Origin of the sequence: Amycolatopsis nigrescens CSC17Ta-90, from assembly GCF_000384315.1 — a bacterium.
Taxonomy (GTDB): domain Bacteria; phylum Actinomycetota; class Actinomycetes; order Mycobacteriales; family Pseudonocardiaceae; genus Amycolatopsis; species Amycolatopsis nigrescens.
In genome coordinates, this window is sequence record NZ_ARVW01000001.1 from 5,195,254 (window position 1) to 5,212,716 (window position 17,463).

23 protein-coding genes and 1 pseudogene are annotated in these 17,463 nt (G+C 71.1%); 14 read left to right on the forward strand and 10 right to left on the reverse strand.

Features of this window, described 5'->3' with window-relative positions:
- The first annotated feature begins 93 nt into the window (after nt 1–93).
- Nucleotides 94–744: a hypothetical protein gene (locus AMYNI_RS0124675; RefSeq protein ID WP_020670741.1), complete on the forward strand. Its 651-nt coding sequence runs from the start codon at nt 94–96 to the stop codon at nt 742–744.
- Between the two features lie 100 nt (nt 745–844).
- Here AMYNI_RS0124675 and AMYNI_RS0124680 read toward each other — a convergent pair whose 3' ends face one another.
- Genes AMYNI_RS0124680 through AMYNI_RS0124695 form a run of 4 tightly spaced genes read right to left on the reverse strand, consistent with a single transcriptional unit; the run spans nt 845 to nt 4,295 of the window.
- Nucleotides 845–1,789: a sugar kinase gene (locus tag AMYNI_RS0124680; protein ID WP_020670742.1), complete on the reverse strand. Its 945-nt coding sequence runs from the start codon at nt 1,787–1,789 to the stop codon at nt 845–847.
- Nucleotides 1,786–2,412 carry a bifunctional 4-hydroxy-2-oxoglutarate aldolase/2-dehydro-3-deoxy-phosphogluconate aldolase gene (locus AMYNI_RS0124685; RefSeq protein ID WP_020670743.1) on the reverse strand — a complete coding sequence of 209 codons (627 nt, stop codon included), beginning with the start codon at nt 2,410–2,412 and terminating at the stop codon, nt 1,786–1,788. The genes AMYNI_RS0124680 and AMYNI_RS0124685 overlap by 4 nt, the downstream gene beginning before the upstream one ends.
- Complete coding sequence (locus AMYNI_RS0124690; RefSeq protein WP_020670744.1) at nt 2,409–2,981, reverse strand: nicotinamidase; 573 nt, start codon at nt 2,979–2,981, stop codon at nt 2,409–2,411. The genes AMYNI_RS0124685 and AMYNI_RS0124690 overlap by 4 nt, the downstream gene beginning before the upstream one ends.
- A 9-nt stretch (nt 2,982–2,990) precedes the next feature.
- On the reverse strand, nt 2,991–4,295 hold the full coding sequence (locus AMYNI_RS0124695) for a nicotinate phosphoribosyltransferase (RefSeq protein WP_020670745.1): 1,305 nt from the start codon (nt 4,293–4,295) through the stop codon (nt 2,991–2,993).
- A gap of 101 nt (nt 4,296–4,396) precedes the next feature.
- On the opposite strand from AMYNI_RS0124695, the gene clpS reads away from it, so the two are divergent.
- The 10 genes from clpS (at nt 4,397) to AMYNI_RS0124745 (ending at nt 11,196) form a co-directional block, all read left to right on the forward strand.
- The gene (gene clpS, locus AMYNI_RS0124700; protein WP_026360885.1) at nt 4,397–4,696 is read left to right on the forward strand and encodes an ATP-dependent Clp protease adapter ClpS; all 300 of its coding nucleotides are present in this window, start codon (nt 4,397–4,399) and stop codon (nt 4,694–4,696) included.
- Between the two features lie 34 nt (nt 4,697–4,730).
- A complete protein-coding gene (locus tag AMYNI_RS0124705) occupies nt 4,731–5,288 on the forward strand; it encodes a DUF2017 domain-containing protein (protein ID WP_020670747.1) in 558 nt (185 codons plus the stop codon).
- On the forward strand, nt 5,285–6,313 hold the full coding sequence (locus AMYNI_RS0124710; protein WP_020670748.1) for a P1 family peptidase: 1,029 nt from the start codon (nt 5,285–5,287) through the stop codon (nt 6,311–6,313). Before AMYNI_RS0124705 ends, AMYNI_RS0124710 begins: the two co-directional genes overlap by 4 nt.
- A 64-nt stretch (nt 6,314–6,377) precedes the next feature.
- Nucleotides 6,378–6,842, forward strand: a complete 465-nt coding sequence (locus AMYNI_RS0124715) for a M67 family metallopeptidase (protein ID WP_040407273.1) — start codon at nt 6,378–6,380, stop codon at nt 6,840–6,842.
- Nucleotides 6,843–6,906: 64 nt separating this feature from the next.
- Nucleotides 6,907–7,185 (forward strand): MoaD/ThiS family protein, encoded by a 279-nt coding sequence (locus tag AMYNI_RS0124720; RefSeq protein ID WP_020670750.1) that lies wholly within the window; start codon nt 6,907–6,909, stop codon nt 7,183–7,185.
- A 4-nt stretch (nt 7,186–7,189) separates the two neighbouring features.
- Nucleotides 7,190–8,140 (forward strand): PLP-dependent cysteine synthase family protein, encoded by a 951-nt coding sequence (locus AMYNI_RS0124725; protein WP_020670751.1) that lies wholly within the window; start codon nt 7,190–7,192, stop codon nt 8,138–8,140.
- Between the two features lie 48 nt (nt 8,141–8,188).
- Nucleotides 8,189–8,848 carry a rhomboid family intramembrane serine protease gene (locus tag AMYNI_RS0124730; protein WP_020670752.1) on the forward strand — a complete coding sequence of 220 codons (660 nt, stop codon included), beginning with the start codon at nt 8,189–8,191 and terminating at the stop codon, nt 8,846–8,848.
- A gap of 63 nt (nt 8,849–8,911) precedes the next feature.
- Entirely contained in the window at nt 8,912–9,583 is a 672-nt protein-coding gene (locus AMYNI_RS0124735; protein WP_020670753.1) for a rhomboid family intramembrane serine protease, read from the forward strand.
- A complete protein-coding gene (gene murI, locus AMYNI_RS0124740; RefSeq protein ID WP_020670754.1) occupies nt 9,580–10,389 on the forward strand; it encodes a glutamate racemase in 810 nt (269 codons plus the stop codon). Before AMYNI_RS0124735 ends, murI begins: the two co-directional genes overlap by 4 nt.
- Before the next feature lie 30 nt (nt 10,390–10,419).
- Nucleotides 10,420–11,196 (forward strand): MBL fold metallo-hydrolase, encoded by a 777-nt coding sequence (locus AMYNI_RS0124745; protein WP_020670755.1) that lies wholly within the window; start codon nt 10,420–10,422, stop codon nt 11,194–11,196.
- 9 nt (nt 11,197–11,205) lie between these two features.
- Here the strand turns inward: AMYNI_RS0124745 and AMYNI_RS50225 are convergent.
- Both AMYNI_RS50225 and AMYNI_RS0124755 read right to left on the reverse strand, forming a co-directional pair.
- Nucleotides 11,206–12,168, reverse strand: a pseudogene (locus tag AMYNI_RS50225) (lysylphosphatidylglycerol synthase transmembrane domain-containing protein); the annotation flags it as partial.
- Between the two features lie 82 nt (nt 12,169–12,250).
- On the reverse strand, nt 12,251–13,090 hold the full coding sequence (locus AMYNI_RS0124755; RefSeq protein WP_020670757.1) for a hypothetical protein: 840 nt from the start codon (nt 13,088–13,090) through the stop codon (nt 12,251–12,253).
- A 112-nt stretch (nt 13,091–13,202) separates the two neighbouring features.
- Between AMYNI_RS0124755 and rph the strand changes: the two genes are divergently transcribed.
- Together rph and rdgB are read left to right on the forward strand one after the other, a co-directional pair.
- Nucleotides 13,203–13,982, forward strand: a complete 780-nt coding sequence (gene rph, locus AMYNI_RS0124760; protein ID WP_026360888.1) for a ribonuclease PH — start codon at nt 13,203–13,205, stop codon at nt 13,980–13,982.
- A complete protein-coding gene (rdgB, locus tag AMYNI_RS0124765) occupies nt 13,979–14,596 on the forward strand; it encodes an RdgB/HAM1 family non-canonical purine NTP pyrophosphatase (protein WP_020670759.1) in 618 nt (205 codons plus the stop codon). Before rph ends, rdgB begins: the two co-directional genes overlap by 4 nt.
- Here the strand turns inward: rdgB and bcp are convergent.
- From bcp to AMYNI_RS0124780, 3 genes are all read right to left on the reverse strand, one after another.
- Nucleotides 14,586–15,065 carry a thioredoxin-dependent thiol peroxidase gene (gene bcp / locus AMYNI_RS0124770; RefSeq protein ID WP_020670760.1) on the reverse strand — a complete coding sequence of 160 codons (480 nt, stop codon included), beginning with the start codon at nt 15,063–15,065 and terminating at the stop codon, nt 14,586–14,588. The genes rdgB and bcp overlap by 11 nt on opposite strands.
- Nucleotides 15,066–15,091: 26 nt before the next feature.
- Complete coding sequence (locus AMYNI_RS0124775) at nt 15,092–15,631, reverse strand: hypothetical protein (protein ID WP_020670761.1); 540 nt, start codon at nt 15,629–15,631, stop codon at nt 15,092–15,094.
- A gap of 201 nt (nt 15,632–15,832) precedes the next feature.
- Nucleotides 15,833–16,012 carry a hypothetical protein gene (locus AMYNI_RS0124780; protein WP_020670762.1) on the reverse strand — a complete coding sequence of 60 codons (180 nt, stop codon included), beginning with the start codon at nt 16,010–16,012 and terminating at the stop codon, nt 15,833–15,835.
- A 130-nt stretch (nt 16,013–16,142) separates the two neighbouring features.
- Between AMYNI_RS0124780 and AMYNI_RS0124785 the strand changes: the two genes are divergently transcribed.
- A complete protein-coding gene (locus AMYNI_RS0124785) occupies nt 16,143–16,901 on the forward strand; it encodes an alpha/beta fold hydrolase (RefSeq protein WP_020670763.1) in 759 nt (252 codons plus the stop codon).
- Between the two features lie 13 nt (nt 16,902–16,914).
- On the opposite strand, the gene AMYNI_RS0124790 is transcribed toward AMYNI_RS0124785, so the two are convergent.
- Nucleotides 16,915–17,460, reverse strand: a complete 546-nt coding sequence (locus AMYNI_RS0124790) for a DinB family protein (protein ID WP_020670764.1) — start codon at nt 17,458–17,460, stop codon at nt 16,915–16,917.
- Between the last annotated feature and the right edge of the window lie 3 nt (nt 17,461–17,463).

The following is a 17,463-nucleotide window of genomic DNA, read 5'->3' on the forward strand; positions in this document are numbered from 1 at the left end:
CGACCGGGTGGCGTCCGGCCGGGTGGGTCAGGGTGCGCCGGAGAGCGGCCGATGGCGAGGAGGGGAGATACGCGCGAGCGAGAGGAGAGGGCGATGAAGGGCGAGCGGATGGTACTGGCGTTGGCGATGTGCGGTGGGCTGACCGTGCTGCCCGGTTCGGCGCAGGCGGCCGAGTTCACGCCGACCGCGGCCGGCTGGGTCGGGGAAGCCGAGCTGACGGTGGGCGGCCGGCAGGTGCACGCCGCACCGATCGCGCCGTGCGAAACCGGCGGCACGCTGAGCAACGAGTCCAGGGGTACGAAGGTCGGCAGCAGCACCGAATATGGCCGGGGCACCAGCACCTGCGCCAGGAACTCCGACGGCACGGCCACCGCGCTGGTCACCGGCCAGCGGTTCGAGACCAGGGTGCTCGAGCAGTTCGGCGGCCCGGCGATCAAGGTGCGCACCTACAGCGCCCGCTGCGACACCACGCAGAGCGGCAGCCGGGGTTCGGTGGAGCTGGGCAACGCGGAGGGCATCACGGTGCCGTCGTCCATCCCGGCCAACTACACGCAGACCATCCCCGGCCGCGCCGCCGGCGACCCGCCGATGGCCACCGTGGTGATCAACGAGCTGATCACGCCCAGCCCACCGGACGGCAGCCTGAGCACGAACGCCATGCGCATCAAGCTGTTCCCGGAGGGCGGCCCGGCGGAGGGCGAGATCGTGCTCGGCGCGGCGACCTGCGACCCCTACGGCGATTGAGCACCCGGCGACCTGGCCCAACGTGACGTTCGGTGTCTTCTATTGGCCAAACGTCACGTTGGGCTCGCGCCGTGGTTGGTGAATTACGGCCATTGAAGGGCTAGCGCAGGACGGTGCCGCCCTTGGTGAGCAGGCCGAGGTCTTCGCGGGTCGGCAGCCCTTCCCAGTCACCGAGCACGGAGACCGCGAAGGCGCCGCACGCGGCCGCGGTGCGCAGCCGTTCGGCGGGCGGGGCACCGGCCAGCAGCTCGGCCAGATAGCCGGCGACGAAGGCGTCACCGGCGCCGACCGCGTCCACCGCGCGCACTTCGAACGCGGGCACCTCGTGCCGCGCGCCGCCGACGTCCGCGAGCGCGCCCCGCGCGCCCAGCTTGAGCACCACCTGCGCCGGGCCGAGCGCGCGCATGCCGTCGAGCAGCCCGGCGCCGGAGCCGTCCATGCCGAGCAGTGCGGTCTCGTCGTCCCCGGCGAACAGCACGTCCGCGCGGCCGGCAAGGTCGGTCAGCACGGGCGTGGCCAGCTCGGCCGGCCAGAGCGCCGCCCGGTAGTTCACGTCGAAGGACACCGGCACCCCGGCCGAACGGGCGATCTCGGCCGCGGTGAACACCGCCGCCCGCGCGCTGCCGGACAGCGCCGGGGTGATCCCGGTCAGGTGCAGCACCCCGGCCGCGGCGATCCGCTCCGCGTCCAGATCTGCCTCGCACAACCGGGAACCGGCGCTGTGCTCGCGGTAGTAGGTCACCCGCATGACGTCCGCGGTCCGGTAGTCCTTCAGCATCAGCCCGGTCCTGGCAGCTTCGTCGGTGACCACGGTGCCGGTCTCCACGTCCTCGCCGCGGATCTTGGACAGCACCAGTGCGCCCGGTTCGTCCGCGCCGACCCGGCCCTGCCAGCTCGCCTGGCCGCCGAGGCGGCGCACACCGATCGCCACATTGGACTCCGCGCCCGCCATGCCCACGTTGACCGTGGCGGCGTGCCGCAGCCGGCCAGACGGCGTGGTGAACACGGCCATCGTCTCGCCGAGCGTGAAAAGCCCGCCGCTCACCCGGTCGCCTCGACGAAGGCGGCGGCCCGCTCGGCCAGCTCGTCCAGGCTGCCGCCGGTCAGCGCGTCGCCGAGCAGCGGGGTCGCCGCGGCGACCGCCACCGCGCCCGCCGCCAGATAATCGTCCACATCGGACAGTGCGACGCCGCCGGTCGGCACCAGCGGCACGTCCGGCAGCGGGGCCCGCACGGCCTTGAGGTAGGCCACGCCACCGGCTTCCGCGGCCGGGAAGACCTTCACCGCGGTGGCGCCGAGCCGCCAGGCGTGCTCGATCTCGGTCGGGGTGAGCGCGCCGGCCAGCACCGGCAGGCCGAGCTCCGCGGCGAGCGCCAGCACCTCGGCGCGGGTGGTGGGGGTGACCAGGAAGTCCGCGCCGGCGTCCGCCGCGACCCGGACGTCCTCCTCGGTGCGCACACTGCCCGCGCCGACCAGGCCGTCGCCGGGCAGTTCCCGCTTGATCGCCGCGATCGCGTCTGGCGCACCGTGCGTGGTCAGGGTGGCCTCCATCAGCCGCACCCCGGAGGAGTAGAGCACCGCCGCGGCATCGGTGAAGCGGCTGGAGTCCCCGGCTCGCAGGATCGCGACCAGCCGGTGCGTACTCAGCAGTTCGTCGAAGGTGCTCATCCGGCCACCTTCGGCGTACCGGTCAGCTCGGCGCCGGCCGCGCGCAGTTCGCCCACCGCGCTGTCCACAGTGGACCGCGAGACGCCGGCGGTAAGGCCGAGCAGCACGCGGACCCCGAAACCGGCCCGCACCGCGTCCATCGAGGTGGCCCGCACGCAGTGGTCGGTGGCGATGCCGATCACGTCCACCGAGCGCACGTCCCTGGCCCGCAGCCAGTCGGCCAGCCCCTCGCCGGCGTCGGTGTGCCCCTCGAACCCGGAGTACCCGTCGCTGTACTGGCCCTTCGAGAACACTGCGGCGATCGGTGCGACATCCAGCTCGGGATGGAAGGAGGCGCCCGCGGTGCCGGCCACGCAGTGCCGCGGCCAGGACCGGACGAAATCCGGCTCGTCGCTGAAATGCGCGCCGGGGTCGATGTGGTAGTCACGGGTGGCCACCACCTGGGAGTAGCCGCCGGTGGCCAGGTACTTCGAGATCTCCCCGGCGAGCGCGGCACCGCCGGTCACGGCCAGGGTGCCGCCCTCGCAGAAGTCGTTCTGCACGTCCACCACGATCAGTGCGGTGTTCATCGGTACTCCCTAACTGAAGATCGTCGGGATGGCGGGGTCACCGTGCGAAAGCTTCAGGCCCTCCCACGGCAGGCTCACCAGCGCCCGGCGCAGCCGCTGCCTGGCGTCGTCCAGGGTGGGCAGGTCCGGCACCGGCTGTCCAGCCCGGATCATCGGGATCTGCAGCGGACGATCGTCCGGACCCGCCGACGGCTCGGCCTGCCCGGCCGCGTAGACGACCTCCTCCACCGCCGTGCCGGTGGCCCGGTGCCGGCGCAGCGCCCGCTTGCGCCCGCCCCTGGACTCCTTGTGCGTACTGCGTTTCGCCACCGGCCTGCCGTCCACTTCGACCAGCTTGTAGACCATCCCGGCGGTGGGCGCCCCGGAGCCGGTGACCACCGAGGTGCCCACGCCGTACGCGTCCACGGGCTCGGCGCGCAGCGCCGCGATGGCGTGCTCGTCCAGGTCGCCGGAGACCACGATGCGGGTGTCCTTCGCGCCGAGCGAGTCGAGCTGTTCACGGGCCCGGCGGGCCAGCGGGCCGACATCGCCGGAGTCGATCCGGATCGCGCCGAGTTCGGCGCCCGCCACCCGGACCGCCGCGTCGATACCGGCGGTGATGTCGTAGGTGTCCACCAGCAGCGTGGTGTCCGCGCCCATCTTCGCCACCTGCGCGCGGAAGGCCTCCTCTTCGTTGTCGTGCAGCAGCATGAAGGCGTGCGCGACGGTGCCGCGGGTGGGAATCCCGTAGCGGCGGCCCGCTTCCAGGTTCGACGTGGTGGCGAAGCCGGCCAGGTAGGCGGCGCGGGCGGCGGCGACCGCGGCGTACTCGTGCGTCCGGCGCCCGCCCATCTCGATGATCGGCCTGCCGTGCGCCGCGCCCGCCATCCGCGCGGCCGCGGAGGCGATCGCGCTGTCGTGGTTGAGGATGGACAGCACCACCGTCTCCAGCACCACGGCCTCGGCGAAACTGCCGCGCACGGTCAGGATCGGTGAACCGGGGAAGTACAGCTCGCCCTCGGGATAGCCCTCGATGTCGCCGGTGAAGCGGTAGTCGGCCAGCCAGGACAGCGTCGGCTCGTCCACCACCGCGGTCGATTCCAGCTGGGCGAGCTCGGCGTCGGTGAACCGGAAGTCGGCGACCGCGTCCAGCACCCTGGCGGTGCCGGCGACCACGCCGTACCGCCTGCCGTCCGGCAGCCGCCTGGCGAACACCTCGAACACGCACGGCCGGTCACCCGTGCCGTCGGCGAGCGCGCTGCCCAGCATGGTCAGCTCGTAGTGGTCGGTGAGCAGTGCGGTGCTGGCCGCCGCGTCGGCATGAGGACTACCCATGCCGGAAAGCCTATGGCCTACCTGGCGGGCCTGATCGCCGTCACCCACATGGCGGCCCCTACTGACCCACCCGATGAAGCTTCCGTGACACCATGGTGCGCATGACCACGCCTGTCGAGTCCGAGCAGACGCAGGTTGATCCACTCGGGGCCGATCAGGTCACCGAGGACAAACCTTGGCGCACGATCGTCTGGAACGACCCGGTGAACCTGATGTCGTACGTGACGTATGTGTTCCAGAAGCTGTTCGGGTACAGCCGGGACCATGCCACGAAGCTGATGCTGGACGTGCATCACAAGGGCAAGGCCATCGTGTCCTCGGGCAGCAAGGAGAAGGTCGAGGGTGACGTGGCCAAGCTGCATGCTTCCGGCTTGTGGGCGACGATGGAACAGCCGTCGTGACCGCCGACGTACTTGTTCCCGCGGAGGCGGCGATATGAAGGGTTGGCGGCGCAAGGGTGCCAATGTGCTCGCTGGGTTCGAGCAGCAGGAGGCCGCGGTACTGCGCGGACTGGTCAGCCAGCTGGACGACATGCTCCGCGCCCGGGGTGAAGAGGCGCCGCAGGATCCGCTTTCCGAGCTGACCGGTATCCGCACCGGGCCCACCGAATCGCCGAACGACCCGGTGCTGTCCCGGCTGCTGCCGGACTTCCACCGGCTCGACCCGGACAACCCGTCCAAGGAGGATCTCGACTCCGCCGCCGCGCTGCGCTCGCTGCACGAGCCGGAGGTGCTGGAGGCGAAGGTCGGGGTGGCCGCGGTGGTGATGAACACGCTGCCCCGCGACGGCGGTGACGTGCGGCTGAGCTTCGAGCAGGCGGACGCCTGGCTCTCCGCGCTCAACGACGTGCGGCTGGCGCTTGGCACCGCGCTGGACGTCACCGAAGACATGCCGGACGAGCTGCCGGAGGACGATCCGCGCTCGCCGCATCTCGGCGTCTACCACTGGCTGACCTGGGTCCAGGAGAGCCTGGTGCAGGCGTTGAGCGAATGAGCACCGCGATCACCGACGTGCCGGGGGTGCTGGTCGGGCACTACCAGCGGCTCGGTGCCGGCTGGGCGACCGGGACCACCGCGGTGCTGGTGCCCGATGGCGCGACCGGTGCGGTCGACCAGCGCGGTGGCGCGCCCGGCACCAGGGAGACCAACCTGCTGGAGCCGGAGAACCTGGTGCAGCGGGTCAACGCGGTGTGCCTGTCCGGCGGCAGTGCGTACGGCCTCGCCGCGGCGGACGGGGTGACGCGCTGGCTCGGCGAGCGCGACCTGGGTTTCCCGGTGGGCGCGCAGCCTTATGAGGTGGTGCCGATCGTGCCGTCCGCGGTGCTGTTCGACCTGCCGCGCAGCGACTGGGGCAACCGGCCGGACGCAGATTTCGGTTACGCCGCCTGCGAGGCGGCCGCGGCAGGGCCGGTTGCGATGGGCACCGTCGGTGCCGGTACCGGTGCCGTGGTCGGTTCGCTCAAGGGCGGCATCGGGACCGCGAGCGAGCGGGTGCACGGATTCACCGTCGGTGCGCTGGCCGCGGTGAACGCCTCCGGGGAGGCGGTGGACTTCGCCACCGGCCGCCCGTTCGCGGCCGATCACGAGGTGGCCGGCGAGTTCGGGGTGAGCTGGCCGGACCGGCCGGGTTCGGTGCCGCCGGTCCGTACCGACCTGAACACCACGATCGGCGTGGTCGCGGTGGACGCGGAGCTGTCCAAGGCGGAGGCGCGACGGCTGGCGGTGGCCGCGCAGGACGGCCTCGCCCGCGCGGTGCGCCCGGCGCACACCATGTTCGACGGCGACACCGTCTTCGCGCTGGCCACCGGCGCCACCGCGCTGCCGGAAGCGACGGGGCACCGCCGACGTACTCCTTTCAGCGGAGGCGGCGTTGAACACAGCGGGGTGGCGACCAGGGCGGGCGCGCTGGACGCGCTCTGCTCGGCGGCGGCCAGGGTGTTCGCCCGCGCGATGGTGCACGGCCTGCTCTCCGCCACCTCCGCGGCGGGCGTCCCCGCTTACCACGACGTCTGGCTCTGAACCGGCCGCTACGTGCGGAGTCTCACGGTATGAACACCCGCTGTCCACGGGCTAGGATGTGGACGTGCTTCGGATCCGCCGTGAACTCGTCGAAGAGATCGTCGCGCATGCCCGCCGGGATCACCCGGACGAGGCCTGCGGCGTGATCGCCGGTCCGGAGGGCTCGGACCGCCCGGAGCGCTACATACCGATGCTCAACGCGGCCAGGTCGCCGACCTTCTACGAGTTCGACTCCGGGGACCTGCTCAGGCTCTACCGCGAGATGGACGCGAAGGACGAGGTCCCGGTGGTGATCTACCACTCGCACACCGCGACCGAGGCCTACCCTTCGCGCACGGACGTCTCCTACGCCTCCGAGCCCGAGGCGCACTACGTGCTGGTTTCCACCAGGGACCCCGAGCGGCACGAGTTCCGCTCCTACCGGATCGTGGACGGTGTCATCACCGAGGAGCCGGTCGAGGTCGTCGTGTCGGATACGGAGTCGTACATGTTCGCCAACACCGGCAGTGACGACACTCCAGACGCCTGAGCGCGGGAATTTCCCGGCTTCCCCGAACGTCTGCCATCAAGAGAAACCAAGCGGAGGTAAACCCATGGCCGTGACCGTGTCCATCCCGACCATCCTGCGTACGCACACCGGCGGCGAGAAGTCCGTCGAGGCGTCCGGCGCCACGGTGCTCGAGGTGATCGACGACATCGAGGCCAGGCACGGCGGCCTCAAGGCCCGCCTGGTCAAGGAGGAGAAGCTGCACCGGTTCGTGAACGTCTACGTCAACGACGAGGACGTGCGGTTCGCCGGTGGGCTCGCGGCCGAGGTGAAGGACGGCGACACGCTGACCATCCTGCCCGCGGTCGCCGGCGGCGCGCGCTAACCCGATGGCTCGCTACGAGTCGCTGCTCGACGCGCTCGGCGGTACCCCGCTGGTCGGCCTGCCGAGGCTGTCCCCGACGCACGACGTGCGGCTGTGGGCCAAGCTCGAGGACCGCAACCCGACCGGTTCGATCAAGGACCGCCCGGCGCTGGCCATGATCGAGGCCGCCGAGCGGGACGGCACGCTGCGGCGGGGCTCCACCATCCTGGAGCCCACGTCCGGCAACACCGGGATCTCGCTGGCCATGGCCGCGAAGCTCAAGGGCTACGGCCTGGTCTGCGTGATGCCGGAGAACACCTCGGCCGAGCGCAAGCAGCTGCTGCAGGCCTACGGTGCGCGGATCGTGTTCTCCCCGGCTGCCGGTGGCTCGAACGAGGCCGTGCGGCGGGCGAAGGAGCTGGCCGAGCAGAACCCGGAGTGGGTGATGCTCTACCAGTACGGCAATCCGTCCAACGCGGACGCGCACTACCGCGGCACCGGGCCCGAGCTGCTCAAGGACCTGCCGACGGTCACGCATTTCGTCGGTGGCCTCGGCACCACCGGCACCCTGGTCGGCGTCGGCCGGTTCCTGCACGAGCAGAAGCCGGGCGTGCAGATCATCGCGGCCGAGCCGCGGTACGGGGAGCTGGTCTACGGGCTGCGGAACCTGGACGAGGGTTTCGTGCCGGAGCTCTACGACCCGTCCGTGCTCACCGGCCGGTACTCGGTCGGCGCCTACGATGCGCTGCGCCGCACCAGGGAGTTGCTCGAGCACGAGGGCATCTTCGCCGGGATCTCCACCGGCGCGGTGCTGCACGCGGCACTCGCCGTCGCGGAGAAGGCCGCGGCGAAGGGGGAGCAGGCGGACGTGGCGTTCGTGGTCGCGGACGCGGGCTGGAAGTACCTCTCCACCGGTGCCTATTCGGGTTCGCTGGACGAGGCCGCGGAACGGCTGGACGGTCAGCTCTGGGCCTGAGCCCCCGAAGTGACCTCGCCGTGACCGCGGAATCGGTAGTTTTGGTTTGTGGAGCCCTTTCCGATCGCCGGCGCACCGGAGCCGGTCAAGCCACCCAAGCCGGCCAAGACCCCGCCGCCGCCGGGCAAGCGCATCCTGCCGCCGAAGCCGTTGCAGGCCATCATCGTGGTCGGCGGTTTCGTGGCGCTGCTGTTCGTGATCGAAGGCATCGACACCGTGCTCGGTGGTGCGCTGGACCGGAACGGCATCTACCCGCGCGTGCTCGACGAGTGGGACAACATGCTGTGGGCGCCGCTGCTGCACTCCGGCTGGGACCACCTGACCGCGAACGCGGTGCCGCTGCTGGTGCTCGGCCTGCTGGCGACCTCCGGCGGGATGCGGCAGTTCCTCGGCGTGGTGGCCGTCATCTGGCTGTTCGGCGGCTTCGGCACTTTCCTGATCGGCCGCGACGCCGTGCATCTCGGCGCGTCCGGGCTGGTCTTCGGCTTCCTCACCTTCCTGCTGGTGCGCGGCATCTTCGCGCGCAGCCTCCCGCAGATCCTGATCGCGGTCGGGGTGTTCGCGCTGTACGGCTACGCGCTGTGGGGCGTGCTGCCCACCAACGAGCACATCTCCTGGGAGGGCCACCTGTTCGGCGCGATCGGCGGCATGGTGGCGGCCTGGATGGTGGGCAGGTCACTGCGGCCGTCCACCCCGGCAGTTGCCTAACCAGGCCCAACCTCAGGGTTTTCTCCCGAGGCAGGAGCGGGCGGACGGGCTTAGCCTGGATTTGTGAGCACTCTGCCCGCGCAACCAGCCCCGTCCGGGAAGTCGCCGGCCCCGGATTCGGCCAAGCGCATCCTGCCGGCCAACCCGAAGGCCGCGGGCCTCGTCTCGGTGGCCTTCGTCGCCCTGCTCTACCTGGTGGAGCTGGTCGACGTGCTCGTGCCGGGCGACTTCGACAACGGCGGTATCCACGCGCGCACGCTGTCCGGCCTGGACGGGGTGATCTGGGCGCCGCTGCTGCACGCCGGCTGGCCGCACCTGCTCAGCAACACCATCCCGGTGCTGGTGTTCGCCTTCCTGGCGATGGCGGCCGGGATCGGCCAGTGGGCGATGGTCACCGCGACCATCTGGATCATCGGCGGGCTCGGCGTCTGGCTGACCGGGCCGAGCATCGGCGCCACCGTCGGCGCTTCCGGGCTGGCCTTCGGCTGGCTGGCTTACCTGCTGGTGCGCGGGATCTTCAACCGCAGCATGGGACAGCTCGTGGTGGCCGTGGTGCTGCTGTTCGTCTGGGGCGGCATGCTGTGGGGCGTGTTGCCGGGCAACCCGGGAATCTCCTGGCAGGGGCACCTGTTCGGCGCGCTGGCCGGGGTGCTGGCGGCCTGGATCGCGGCCAAGGCGGACCGTTCCCGCGCGGCCAAGGCGAGCCCTCCGGCGCCCGGTAGCCTCGGGGTGTGACCCGCGGACCAAGCCAGAACGCACCGATCGGGGTTTTCGACTCGGGGGTGGGCGGGCTCACCGTCGCTCGCGCCATCGTGGACCAGCTGCCCGCCGAGCGGCTGCGCTACGTCGGCGACACCGCGCACAACCCGTACGGCCCGCTGCCCATCGCGAGGGCCCGCGAGCTGGCGCTGGCCGCGTTGGACGAACTGGTCGACGGCGGGGTCAAGGCGCTGGTGATCGCCTGCAACACGGCGTCCGCGGCTTGCCTGCGCGACGCCAGGGAACGCTACGACGTGCCGGTGGTCGAGGTGGTGCTGCCCGCCGTCCGACGGGCCGTGGCCAGTACGCACAGCGGCCGGATCGGCGTGATCGGCACCGAGGGCACGGTGCGTTCGCGGGCCTACGAGGACGCCTTCGCGGCCGCCACCGGGGTGACGGTGACCAGCGTGGCCTGCCCGCGGTTCGTCGATTTCGTCGAGCGCGGGATCACCTCGGGCCGGCAGGTGCTCGGCCTGGCACAGGGCTACCTCGAGCCGCTGCTGCGTGCCGAGGTGGACACCATGGTGCTCGGCTGCACGCACTATCCGTTGCTCACCGGCGTGCTGCAGATCGTGATGGGGCAGCAGGTCACTTTGGTGTCCAGCGCGGAAGAAAGTGCGAAAGACGTGGTGCGGGTGCTCACCGAGCTCGATCTGCTCGCGGATCGGGGCGAAACGCCTGCACACGAGTTCGTGGCGACCGGTTCGGCGGAGCCGTTCGCCAGGCTCGCCCGGCGCTTCATGGGCTTCGCACCGGGTGTGCTCGCTCCCACGGTCTCCTGATTTGCGGCGGTTCAGCATAAGGTGTGCTGCGTGCGACTGATCATTCTCGGTTGTTCGGGCAGCATCCCCGGGCCGGACGCGGCCGCGTCGGGCTATCTGCTCGAAGCGGACGGCTTCCTGCTCGGACTGGAGCTCGGCAACGGTGCCCTGGCCAGACTCCAGGCCGAGCGCGACCCTTTCGACCTGGACGCGCTCCTGCTGTCCCATCTGCATCCGGACCACTGCGCCGACTTCAGCGCGCTGACCGTGCTGCGCCGCTACCATCCGGCGCCGCCGTACGAGACGCGTCCGCGAAGGCTGCCGGTGTACGGGCCGGAGGACGCGCCTCAGCGGCTGGTCAACGCGTTCGCGGCCAACGAGGCCGAACGGCTGCAGACCGACCTCTCCGACGTGTACGAGTTCCACACGTTCGGCGAACAGCCGCAGCGGATCGGCCCGTTCGAGGTCACCGCGTTCCCGGTGGAACATCCGACGCCGGCGTTCGGGCTGCGGATCAGCCACGGCGGCAGGACCGTGGCCTACAGCGGGGACACCGGCATGTGCCCGGTGCTCGAAGAGCTGTCGCGCGAGGCCGACGTGCTGCTCTGCGAGGCGTCCTGGACCGACGCGGCGGACCGTCCGCCGGGGGTGCACCTATCCGGCCGGGAGGCGGGCGCGATCGCGGCCCGTGCCGCGCCCAAGCGGTTGCTGCTCACCCACGTCGCGCCCTGGACCGACCGGGAAGCCGTGCTGGCCGAGGCCAAGGTCTTCTTCCCCGGGGCCGAGCTCGCCGAGCAGGGTGCGGTTTACGACCTCGGCCCGGCGTAGCAGCAGCCAGGCGAGCAGGCCGACCGGGATGATCAGCCAGCAGGACAGCAGCCGGTAGGCCAGCACCGCGGCGGTGGCGGGCGACTCGGCCGCGCCGGCCGAGACCAGCCCGGCGAGCAGGCTCAGCTCGATCACGCCGATGCCGCCAGGGGTGAGCGGGAGCTGCCGGACGATCTGCACGGTGAGGTAGACCCCGGCCAGCTCGGCAACGCCGAGGTCGAGGCCGAAGGCCCTGGTCGCGGCGTACAGGCAGAGCAGGTCGGTCAGCCAGTTCCCGGCCGCCGAGGCCAGCGCCAGCGCCCAGTGCCGGGGCGGCACCGCCCTGGACCGGAGCACCGCGTCCACCAGCGGCCGCAGCAGCGAGGCGAGCCGGGGCCGCCGCGCGGAAAGCCTCGCCAGCGGGTCACCGCGCGGCGGGCGCCTGGTGTGCCGCGCCCGGCGCACCAGCGATCCGAGCACGGCCGCTGCGGCCAAGCAGGCCAGCCCGGTCAGCGCGGGGTGGGTGTGCCACGCCTCGGACACCCGCAGCACGCCCGAGGTGAGCGCGCCGGTCAGGTAGAGCAGCACCAGGCCGAGCAGGGAGAGCAACCCGGACAGCACCATCACCGTGGTCGCCGAGGTGCGGTCCGCGCCGCCGGCCCGGAACTGGCGGAAGGCGTAGCCGGCGGAGATCGCGGAACCGGCGGGCAGGCTGATCGAGATGGCCGAGCGGCTGTAGGACAGCGCGAGCATCCTGGCCCTGGGCATGGTGACGCCGAACGCGATCAGCAGCCGGCGTTGCTGGCGGGCGAACAGGGCCATCGAGACGAACTCGGCGACCGCGCCCGCCAGCAACCAGCGCGGGTCGGCGAGGCGCAGGGCGCGCAGCACCTCCGCCGGGGCCGGGATCCGGTCGCGCAGGGTCAGCACCATCAGGGCCGCCACCACGAGCACACCCAGCGTCTGGAGCACCTTGCGGCGTCGTCTGTCCATGGCGCACCCCTAATTTCATCTTACGATGAATTATGCGCGCCGCGGATACCTTGTCAACGTGTGTTGAAATACAGCCGGAGGGTCAGCCGGCCGCGGTCTCCGCGAGGTAGGAGTCCAGCAACTCGGTGAGGTAGGCGTTCAGCAGCGCCTGCCCGCCCAGTGCGCTGCCGGGCAGGTCGAACTCGGCCATGTGGTAGGCCAGCTCGGCGCCCTTCCGGCTCGGCGTCGCGTTGCCGACGTCGGTGAACCAGTCGAGGATCGTGATCTGGCGCGGCTGGCCGGGACCGGCCGGCACGGAGATCAGGTCGGTCAGCGGCGGCCTGTTGCGCAGGGTCAGCCGGTACAGCTCGGAGAACTGGTAGAAGCGCTGTTCCACGCCGGTGGCTTCGAGGCCGTGCGTCCGCTCGGCCAGCGCGACCCCGTGCTCGGTGGACGCCTGCTCGGCCTCGCTCCATGCCTTGTCGTGCGCCGAGCGGGCGGTCAGCCGTCCGGCACCCAGTTCGGTCAGGTAGCTCGCCCAGCGAAGTGACCCGGGGTTGCCGAAGGTGTCGGCGGAGCGGCCGAGCGCGATCGCGATCCCGCGCTCGATACCCTCCACGATTCCGGAGTCCACATAGGACACCCAGCTGCCCGGCTCGCCCATCCGGTTGTCGTGGAAGAACTGGATGATGCCCTCGATGTTGCGCCAGCGCGGGAGGTAGCCGGGGACGAGCTCGGCCGCCGGGCCCGCGGAGAGCGTGCGGACCAGCTCCAGCCGTTCCGGCATGGTCATCCGGTTGATCTCCTCGGCGCCGCAGTCCAGGCTCGCCGCGCACTGGGCGGGCGTGCGGTGCTCTGCTGCTGCGGCGAGCGCCGGTGCGAAGGCGCAAAGCAGCACGGAGACCAGGAAAGTGGCAACGGCGGACCGCGCTCGTGTCATCATTCGCCCCAGTGTCGTAGATCACATTCGGCACCCTAGCGTGTTGGCTCGATGTCAACAAGCTCTTGGCGCGACCGCTACCCGGCGCCTTCCGGGAGGGTTCTAGAGTGCAGCCGTGGCGAGAAAAGATGGCAGGAACGACGACCAGCTCCGGGACGTGAAGATCACGCGCGGATACCAGCAGTGGCCGGCCGGTTCGGTGCTGATCGAGTTCGGCAACACGCGCGTGCTGTGCGCGGCCAGCGTTACCGAGGGGGTGCCGCGCTGGCGTTCCGGCTCCGGCCTCGGCTGGGTCACCGCGGAGTACGCGATGCTGCCCTCGGCGACCAACACGCGGAGCGACCGCGAGTCGGTGAAGGGCCGGATCGGCGGCCGCACGCACGAGATCTCCCGGCTGATCGGGCGTTCCCTGCGGGCCTGCATCGACCTCGCCGCGCTCGGCGAGAACACCATCGTGATCGACTGCGACGTGATCCAGGCCGACGGCGGCACCAGGACCGCGGCGATCACCGGCGGCTATGTCGCACTCGCCGACGCGGTCACCTGGCTCGGCGCCGCCAACCGGCTCGCGGATCCGCAGCCGCTGTCCTCGTCGGTGGCCGCGATCAGCGTCGGCGTGGTGGACGGCCGGGTCCGGCTGGACCTGCCGTACGAAGAGGACTCGCGGGCCGAGGTGGACATGAACGTTGTCGCCACCGACGCCGGCACGCTGATCGAGGTGCAGGGCACCGGCGAGGGCGCCACCTTCGCGCGGTCCACTTTGGACACCATGCTGGACATGGCGCTGGCGGGCTGCGCCGAGCTCACCCGGCAGCAGGTGGCGGCGTTGGCCGCCCCGTATCCCGGCGAGCTGCCCGAACCGCGTCCGGACAAGAAGTCGAAGGGCTCGAAATGACCCGCCTCCTGCTGGCCACCCGCAACGCCAAGAAGCTGGAAGAGCTGCGCCGGATACTGGCCGCCGAGGGGATCGAAGGGCTCGAGGTGGTCGGCCTGGTCGATGTGGACGAGTTCGAAGAGGCGCCCGAGATCGGTGCCACCTTCGAGGAGAACGCGCTCGCCAAGGCCAGGGATGCGGCGGAGGCGACCGGCCTGCCGTCGATCGCGGACGACTCCGGGCTGAGCGTGGACGCGCTGAACGGGATGCCCGGCGTGCTCTCCGCGCGCTGGTCCGGCCGGCACGGTGACGACCAGGCCAACCTGGAGCTGGTGCTCGCCCAGCTCGCCGACGTGCCGGACGAACGCCGCGGCGCCGGCTTCGTGTGCGCCGCCGCGCTGGTCGATCCGGACGGCGACGAGGTCGTCGTGCACGGCGACTGGGGTGGCACTCTGGCCAGGAAACCCAGCGGTACCAACGGTTTCGGCTACGACCCGATCTTCGTGCCGGACGATGAGGAGCGCACCTCCGCCGAACTGGACCCGGCGGAAAAGGACGCGCTGTCCCACCGCGGCATCGCCCTGCGCGCCCTGCTTCCCCACCTACGCGAGCTGGCCGACGAGGTCAGGCGGTGAGTTTGAGGTCCTTGAGCAGCTTGGCCACGTGCCCGGTGGCGCGGACGTTGTACTGCGCGACCGCGATCTCGCCCTCCGGGTCGACCACGAAGGTGGACCGGATGACGCCCTGCACCACGCGGCCGTAGTTCTTCTTCTCGCCGAACGCGCCCCACTCGGTGAGCACGGTCTTCTCCGGGTCGCTCAGCAGCGGGAAGGTCAGCTGCTCGGCTTCGACGAACTTGGCCAGCTTCGCGGGCTTGTCCGGCGAAATGCCGAGCACCTGGTAGCCGGCGCCGTTGAGCTGGGCGAGGCTGTCGCGGAAGTCGCAGGCCTGCTTGGTGCAGCCGGGTGTGCCGGCCGCCGGGTAGAAGTAGACGACGACGTGCTTGCCGCGGAAGTCGGACAGCGAGACGTCGTTGCCTTCGCTGTCCGGCAGGGTGAACCCGGGTGCCTTGTCGCCGGCGGAAAGCCGTTGCTGCTCACTCATGCGGTGAGCGTATCCGGAGGGGAACCTCAGGCCGGACCGGAGTAGGTCACGACCACCGGGCTGGTGGCCTCCGGCCGGATGGTCAGTTCCAGGTCGGCCGGCTCGGGGGTGACCGCGAAGGCGAGGTTCATCCTGACGTTGCGGGCCGGCGGAACGTCCTTGCCGGCCTCTACGATGCCGCTGAAGCCCTGGGTGGCGTCGACCACCTGCTTGGCCTGGGTGCCCGCGACGGTGGCGACCACGGAAAAACCGGACAACCGGTATGGTTGTGCGCCATCATTACGGACCACGATTTCGAAGGCGGCTGCCCTTTCGCTCTGCGGGTACGCGGTGGCGCTGGGGCGGAAGGACTTCGGGGTGGACACCGAGACCACCACCCCGTTGTCGAACCGGTAGTCCCCGCCGAAGGTCACCGTCGCCTTCACCGGCGCGACCGCGCCGCGGGCCACCGGGTTGACCCCGAGCGCCGCGTTGGTCTCGCCGCCTTCCACCGCCGCCGCGCAGGCTCCGCAGGCGAGCGACGCGAGCAGCGCGCAGGCGGCGAGCACGTGCCTGGGGGTGCGCACAGGCGCCACTCCTTTACTCCAACCGGCGGAAGCTTGGGTCCGTTCGGGGTAGGTACTTCTGCCGAACCCGACCCACTGTGGACTCAGCCGGGCGCGCGTGCGAGCTACCTGACCGGGTTGACGCGGAGCTGGTGTAAGCCTGTGTCCGATCCGTGATCGGATTGGCACGACGGGTGAGGGTTCTGCCGTTTAACCGTCTTTTCAGGCGGCGAGCGCGAAGAACAGGATGAAGACGGCGAGCCCGACCAGCCACACCACGATGAGCCAGCCGAAGTCACGCCACGGATCGATGGTCCGGTTGTCCTCGCCGGGCACGTAGACGCCGCGCATCTCGAACCAGTCCACCCAGTGCAGCAGCCACCGGATGGGGTTGCGAGCCATGGCCGGGCCTCCAAGCGGTGCGGGCGGATCTCCAACGGTGCCACAGTACGACCGCGCCGGCACACGGCCGGGCGAGCGGCCGTGCGTGTCGCCGCCCTAGTACGGTCTACGAGAGTTGGGAGGAGCTGCGATGCCGAGCACCGCCGCGCACAACGGGGACGAGATCTACTTCGAGGCGCACGGGGAGGGCCCGGTCGTGCTGCTCTACAACGCTGACCCGCGGGTGCCGGAGCATCCGCTGAAGGCGCAGGCGACCGGGCTGCGCGAGGCGCTCGTCGAAGAGCTGTCCGGCCGCTACCGGGTGGTGCTGCTGAGCTATCCGGGCAAGCCGAAGGACGACAGCCTCACCCCGGAGACCGTGACCACCGATCTGCTCGCTGTCGCGGACGCCGCGGGGGCGGACCGGTTCGCCTGGTGGGGGTACTCGTGGGGCGGTGTCATCGGGCTGCAGCTGGCGATCCGCACTGACCGGCTGACCGCGCTGGCGATGACCGGTTTCCCGCCGGTGGACGGGCCCTATTCGGAGATGCTGCACTGCAGCCGGGTCATCGCCGCTGCCGATCCGGCCGCGCTCGGGATTCCGGCGGAGCTGGCCGTCCAGTACCCGCAGTTCGTCAAGTACTACGAAGGGCTTCAGGGCTTCGACGACCGCGCCGCGCAGCGCGACGTGTCCTGCCCGAAACTGTGCTTCGTCGGCGGGGCGGACGAACTGAGCCTTGGCGGCGAGTTCATCACGCACCTCGGTGACACCGTCGCCGGGCGGCGGGACGAGCTGGAGTCGCTCGGCTGGGAGGTCGACATCGTGCCCGGCGAGGACCACGTCGGCGCCTGCCGCGCCGACGTGGTGGTGCCGAGGCTTTCCGCCTTCTTCGACGAGCACCTGCGCTGAGCGATCCGGCGGGCTACATGCCGGTCGCCCCGTCGATCCGCTCCCGGAGCAGGTCCGCGTGGCCGTTGTGCCTGGCGTACTCGGCGATCATGCTCACCACGATCCGGCGCAGCGAGACCGGCTCGCCGGTGCTCAGCTGGACGCCGGTGTCGTCCAGCGAAGCCGCGGCCAGGATCTCGTTGGCGCGGCGGCATTCCGCCCGCCACACCTCGAGTGCCTCGCCGGGATCCCCGTCCAGCGCTTCGAAGTCCTGTTCGGGGTCGTCGTCGGTGTAGTAGAGCATCGGCACGTCCTCGCCGGCGAACTGGATCCGGAACCACCAGCGCTCCGTCCCGGCCAGATGCCGCAGCAAACCGTGCAGGGAAAGGGAAGACGGCGGCACGGCCCGTTCGGAGAGCCGCTCCGGCGGGACGCCGGCGCACTTGAGCTCGAAGGTCTGGCGGTGCCAGTCCAGGTAGGCGGTCAGGGTTTCGCGCTCGTCGCCGACCGCCGGTGGGGTGGCGCGGGTGTCCGCGGCCCACTTCGGCGCGTAGTGGTGGGGAACGGGGACGCTGGTCATGGG

Coding starts and splice junctions, on each gene's coding strand:
- AMYNI_RS0124675 (WP_020670741.1), top strand. CDS start 94: ATGAAGGGCGAGCGGATGGTACTGGCGTTGGCGATGTGCGGTGGGCTG.
- AMYNI_RS0124685 (WP_020670743.1), bottom strand. CDS start 2,412: ATGAGCACCTTCGACGAACTGCTGAGTACGCACCGGCTGGTCGCGATC.
- AMYNI_RS0124690 (WP_020670744.1), bottom strand. CDS start 2,981: ATGAACACCGCACTGATCGTGGTGGACGTGCAGAACGACTTCTGCGAG.
- AMYNI_RS0124695 (WP_020670745.1), bottom strand. CDS start 4,295: ATGGGTAGTCCTCATGCCGACGCGGCGGCCAGCACCGCACTGCTCACC.
- clpS (WP_026360885.1), top strand. CDS start 4,397: ATGACCACGCCTGTCGAGTCCGAGCAGACGCAGGTTGATCCACTCGGG.
- AMYNI_RS0124705 (WP_020670747.1), top strand. CDS start 4,731: ATGAAGGGTTGGCGGCGCAAGGGTGCCAATGTGCTCGCTGGGTTCGAG.
- AMYNI_RS0124710 (WP_020670748.1), top strand. CDS start 5,285: ATGAGCACCGCGATCACCGACGTGCCGGGGGTGCTGGTCGGGCACTAC.
- AMYNI_RS0124720 (WP_020670750.1), top strand. CDS start 6,907: ATGGCCGTGACCGTGTCCATCCCGACCATCCTGCGTACGCACACCGGC.
- AMYNI_RS0124725 (WP_020670751.1), top strand. CDS start 7,190: ATGGCTCGCTACGAGTCGCTGCTCGACGCGCTCGGCGGTACCCCGCTG.
- AMYNI_RS0124755 (WP_020670757.1), bottom strand. CDS start 13,090: ATGATGACACGAGCGCGGTCCGCCGTTGCCACTTTCCTGGTCTCCGTG.
- rdgB (WP_020670759.1), top strand. CDS start 13,979: ATGACCCGCCTCCTGCTGGCCACCCGCAACGCCAAGAAGCTGGAAGAG.
- bcp (WP_020670760.1), bottom strand. CDS start 15,065: ATGAGTGAGCAGCAACGGCTTTCCGCCGGCGACAAGGCACCCGGGTTC.
- AMYNI_RS0124780 (WP_020670762.1), bottom strand. CDS start 16,012: ATGGCTCGCAACCCCATCCGGTGGCTGCTGCACTGGGTGGACTGGTTC.
- AMYNI_RS0124785 (WP_020670763.1), top strand. CDS start 16,143: ATGCCGAGCACCGCCGCGCACAACGGGGACGAGATCTACTTCGAGGCG.
- AMYNI_RS0124790 (WP_020670764.1), bottom strand. CDS start 17,460: ATGACCAGCGTCCCCGTTCCCCACCACTACGCGCCGAAGTGGGCCGCG.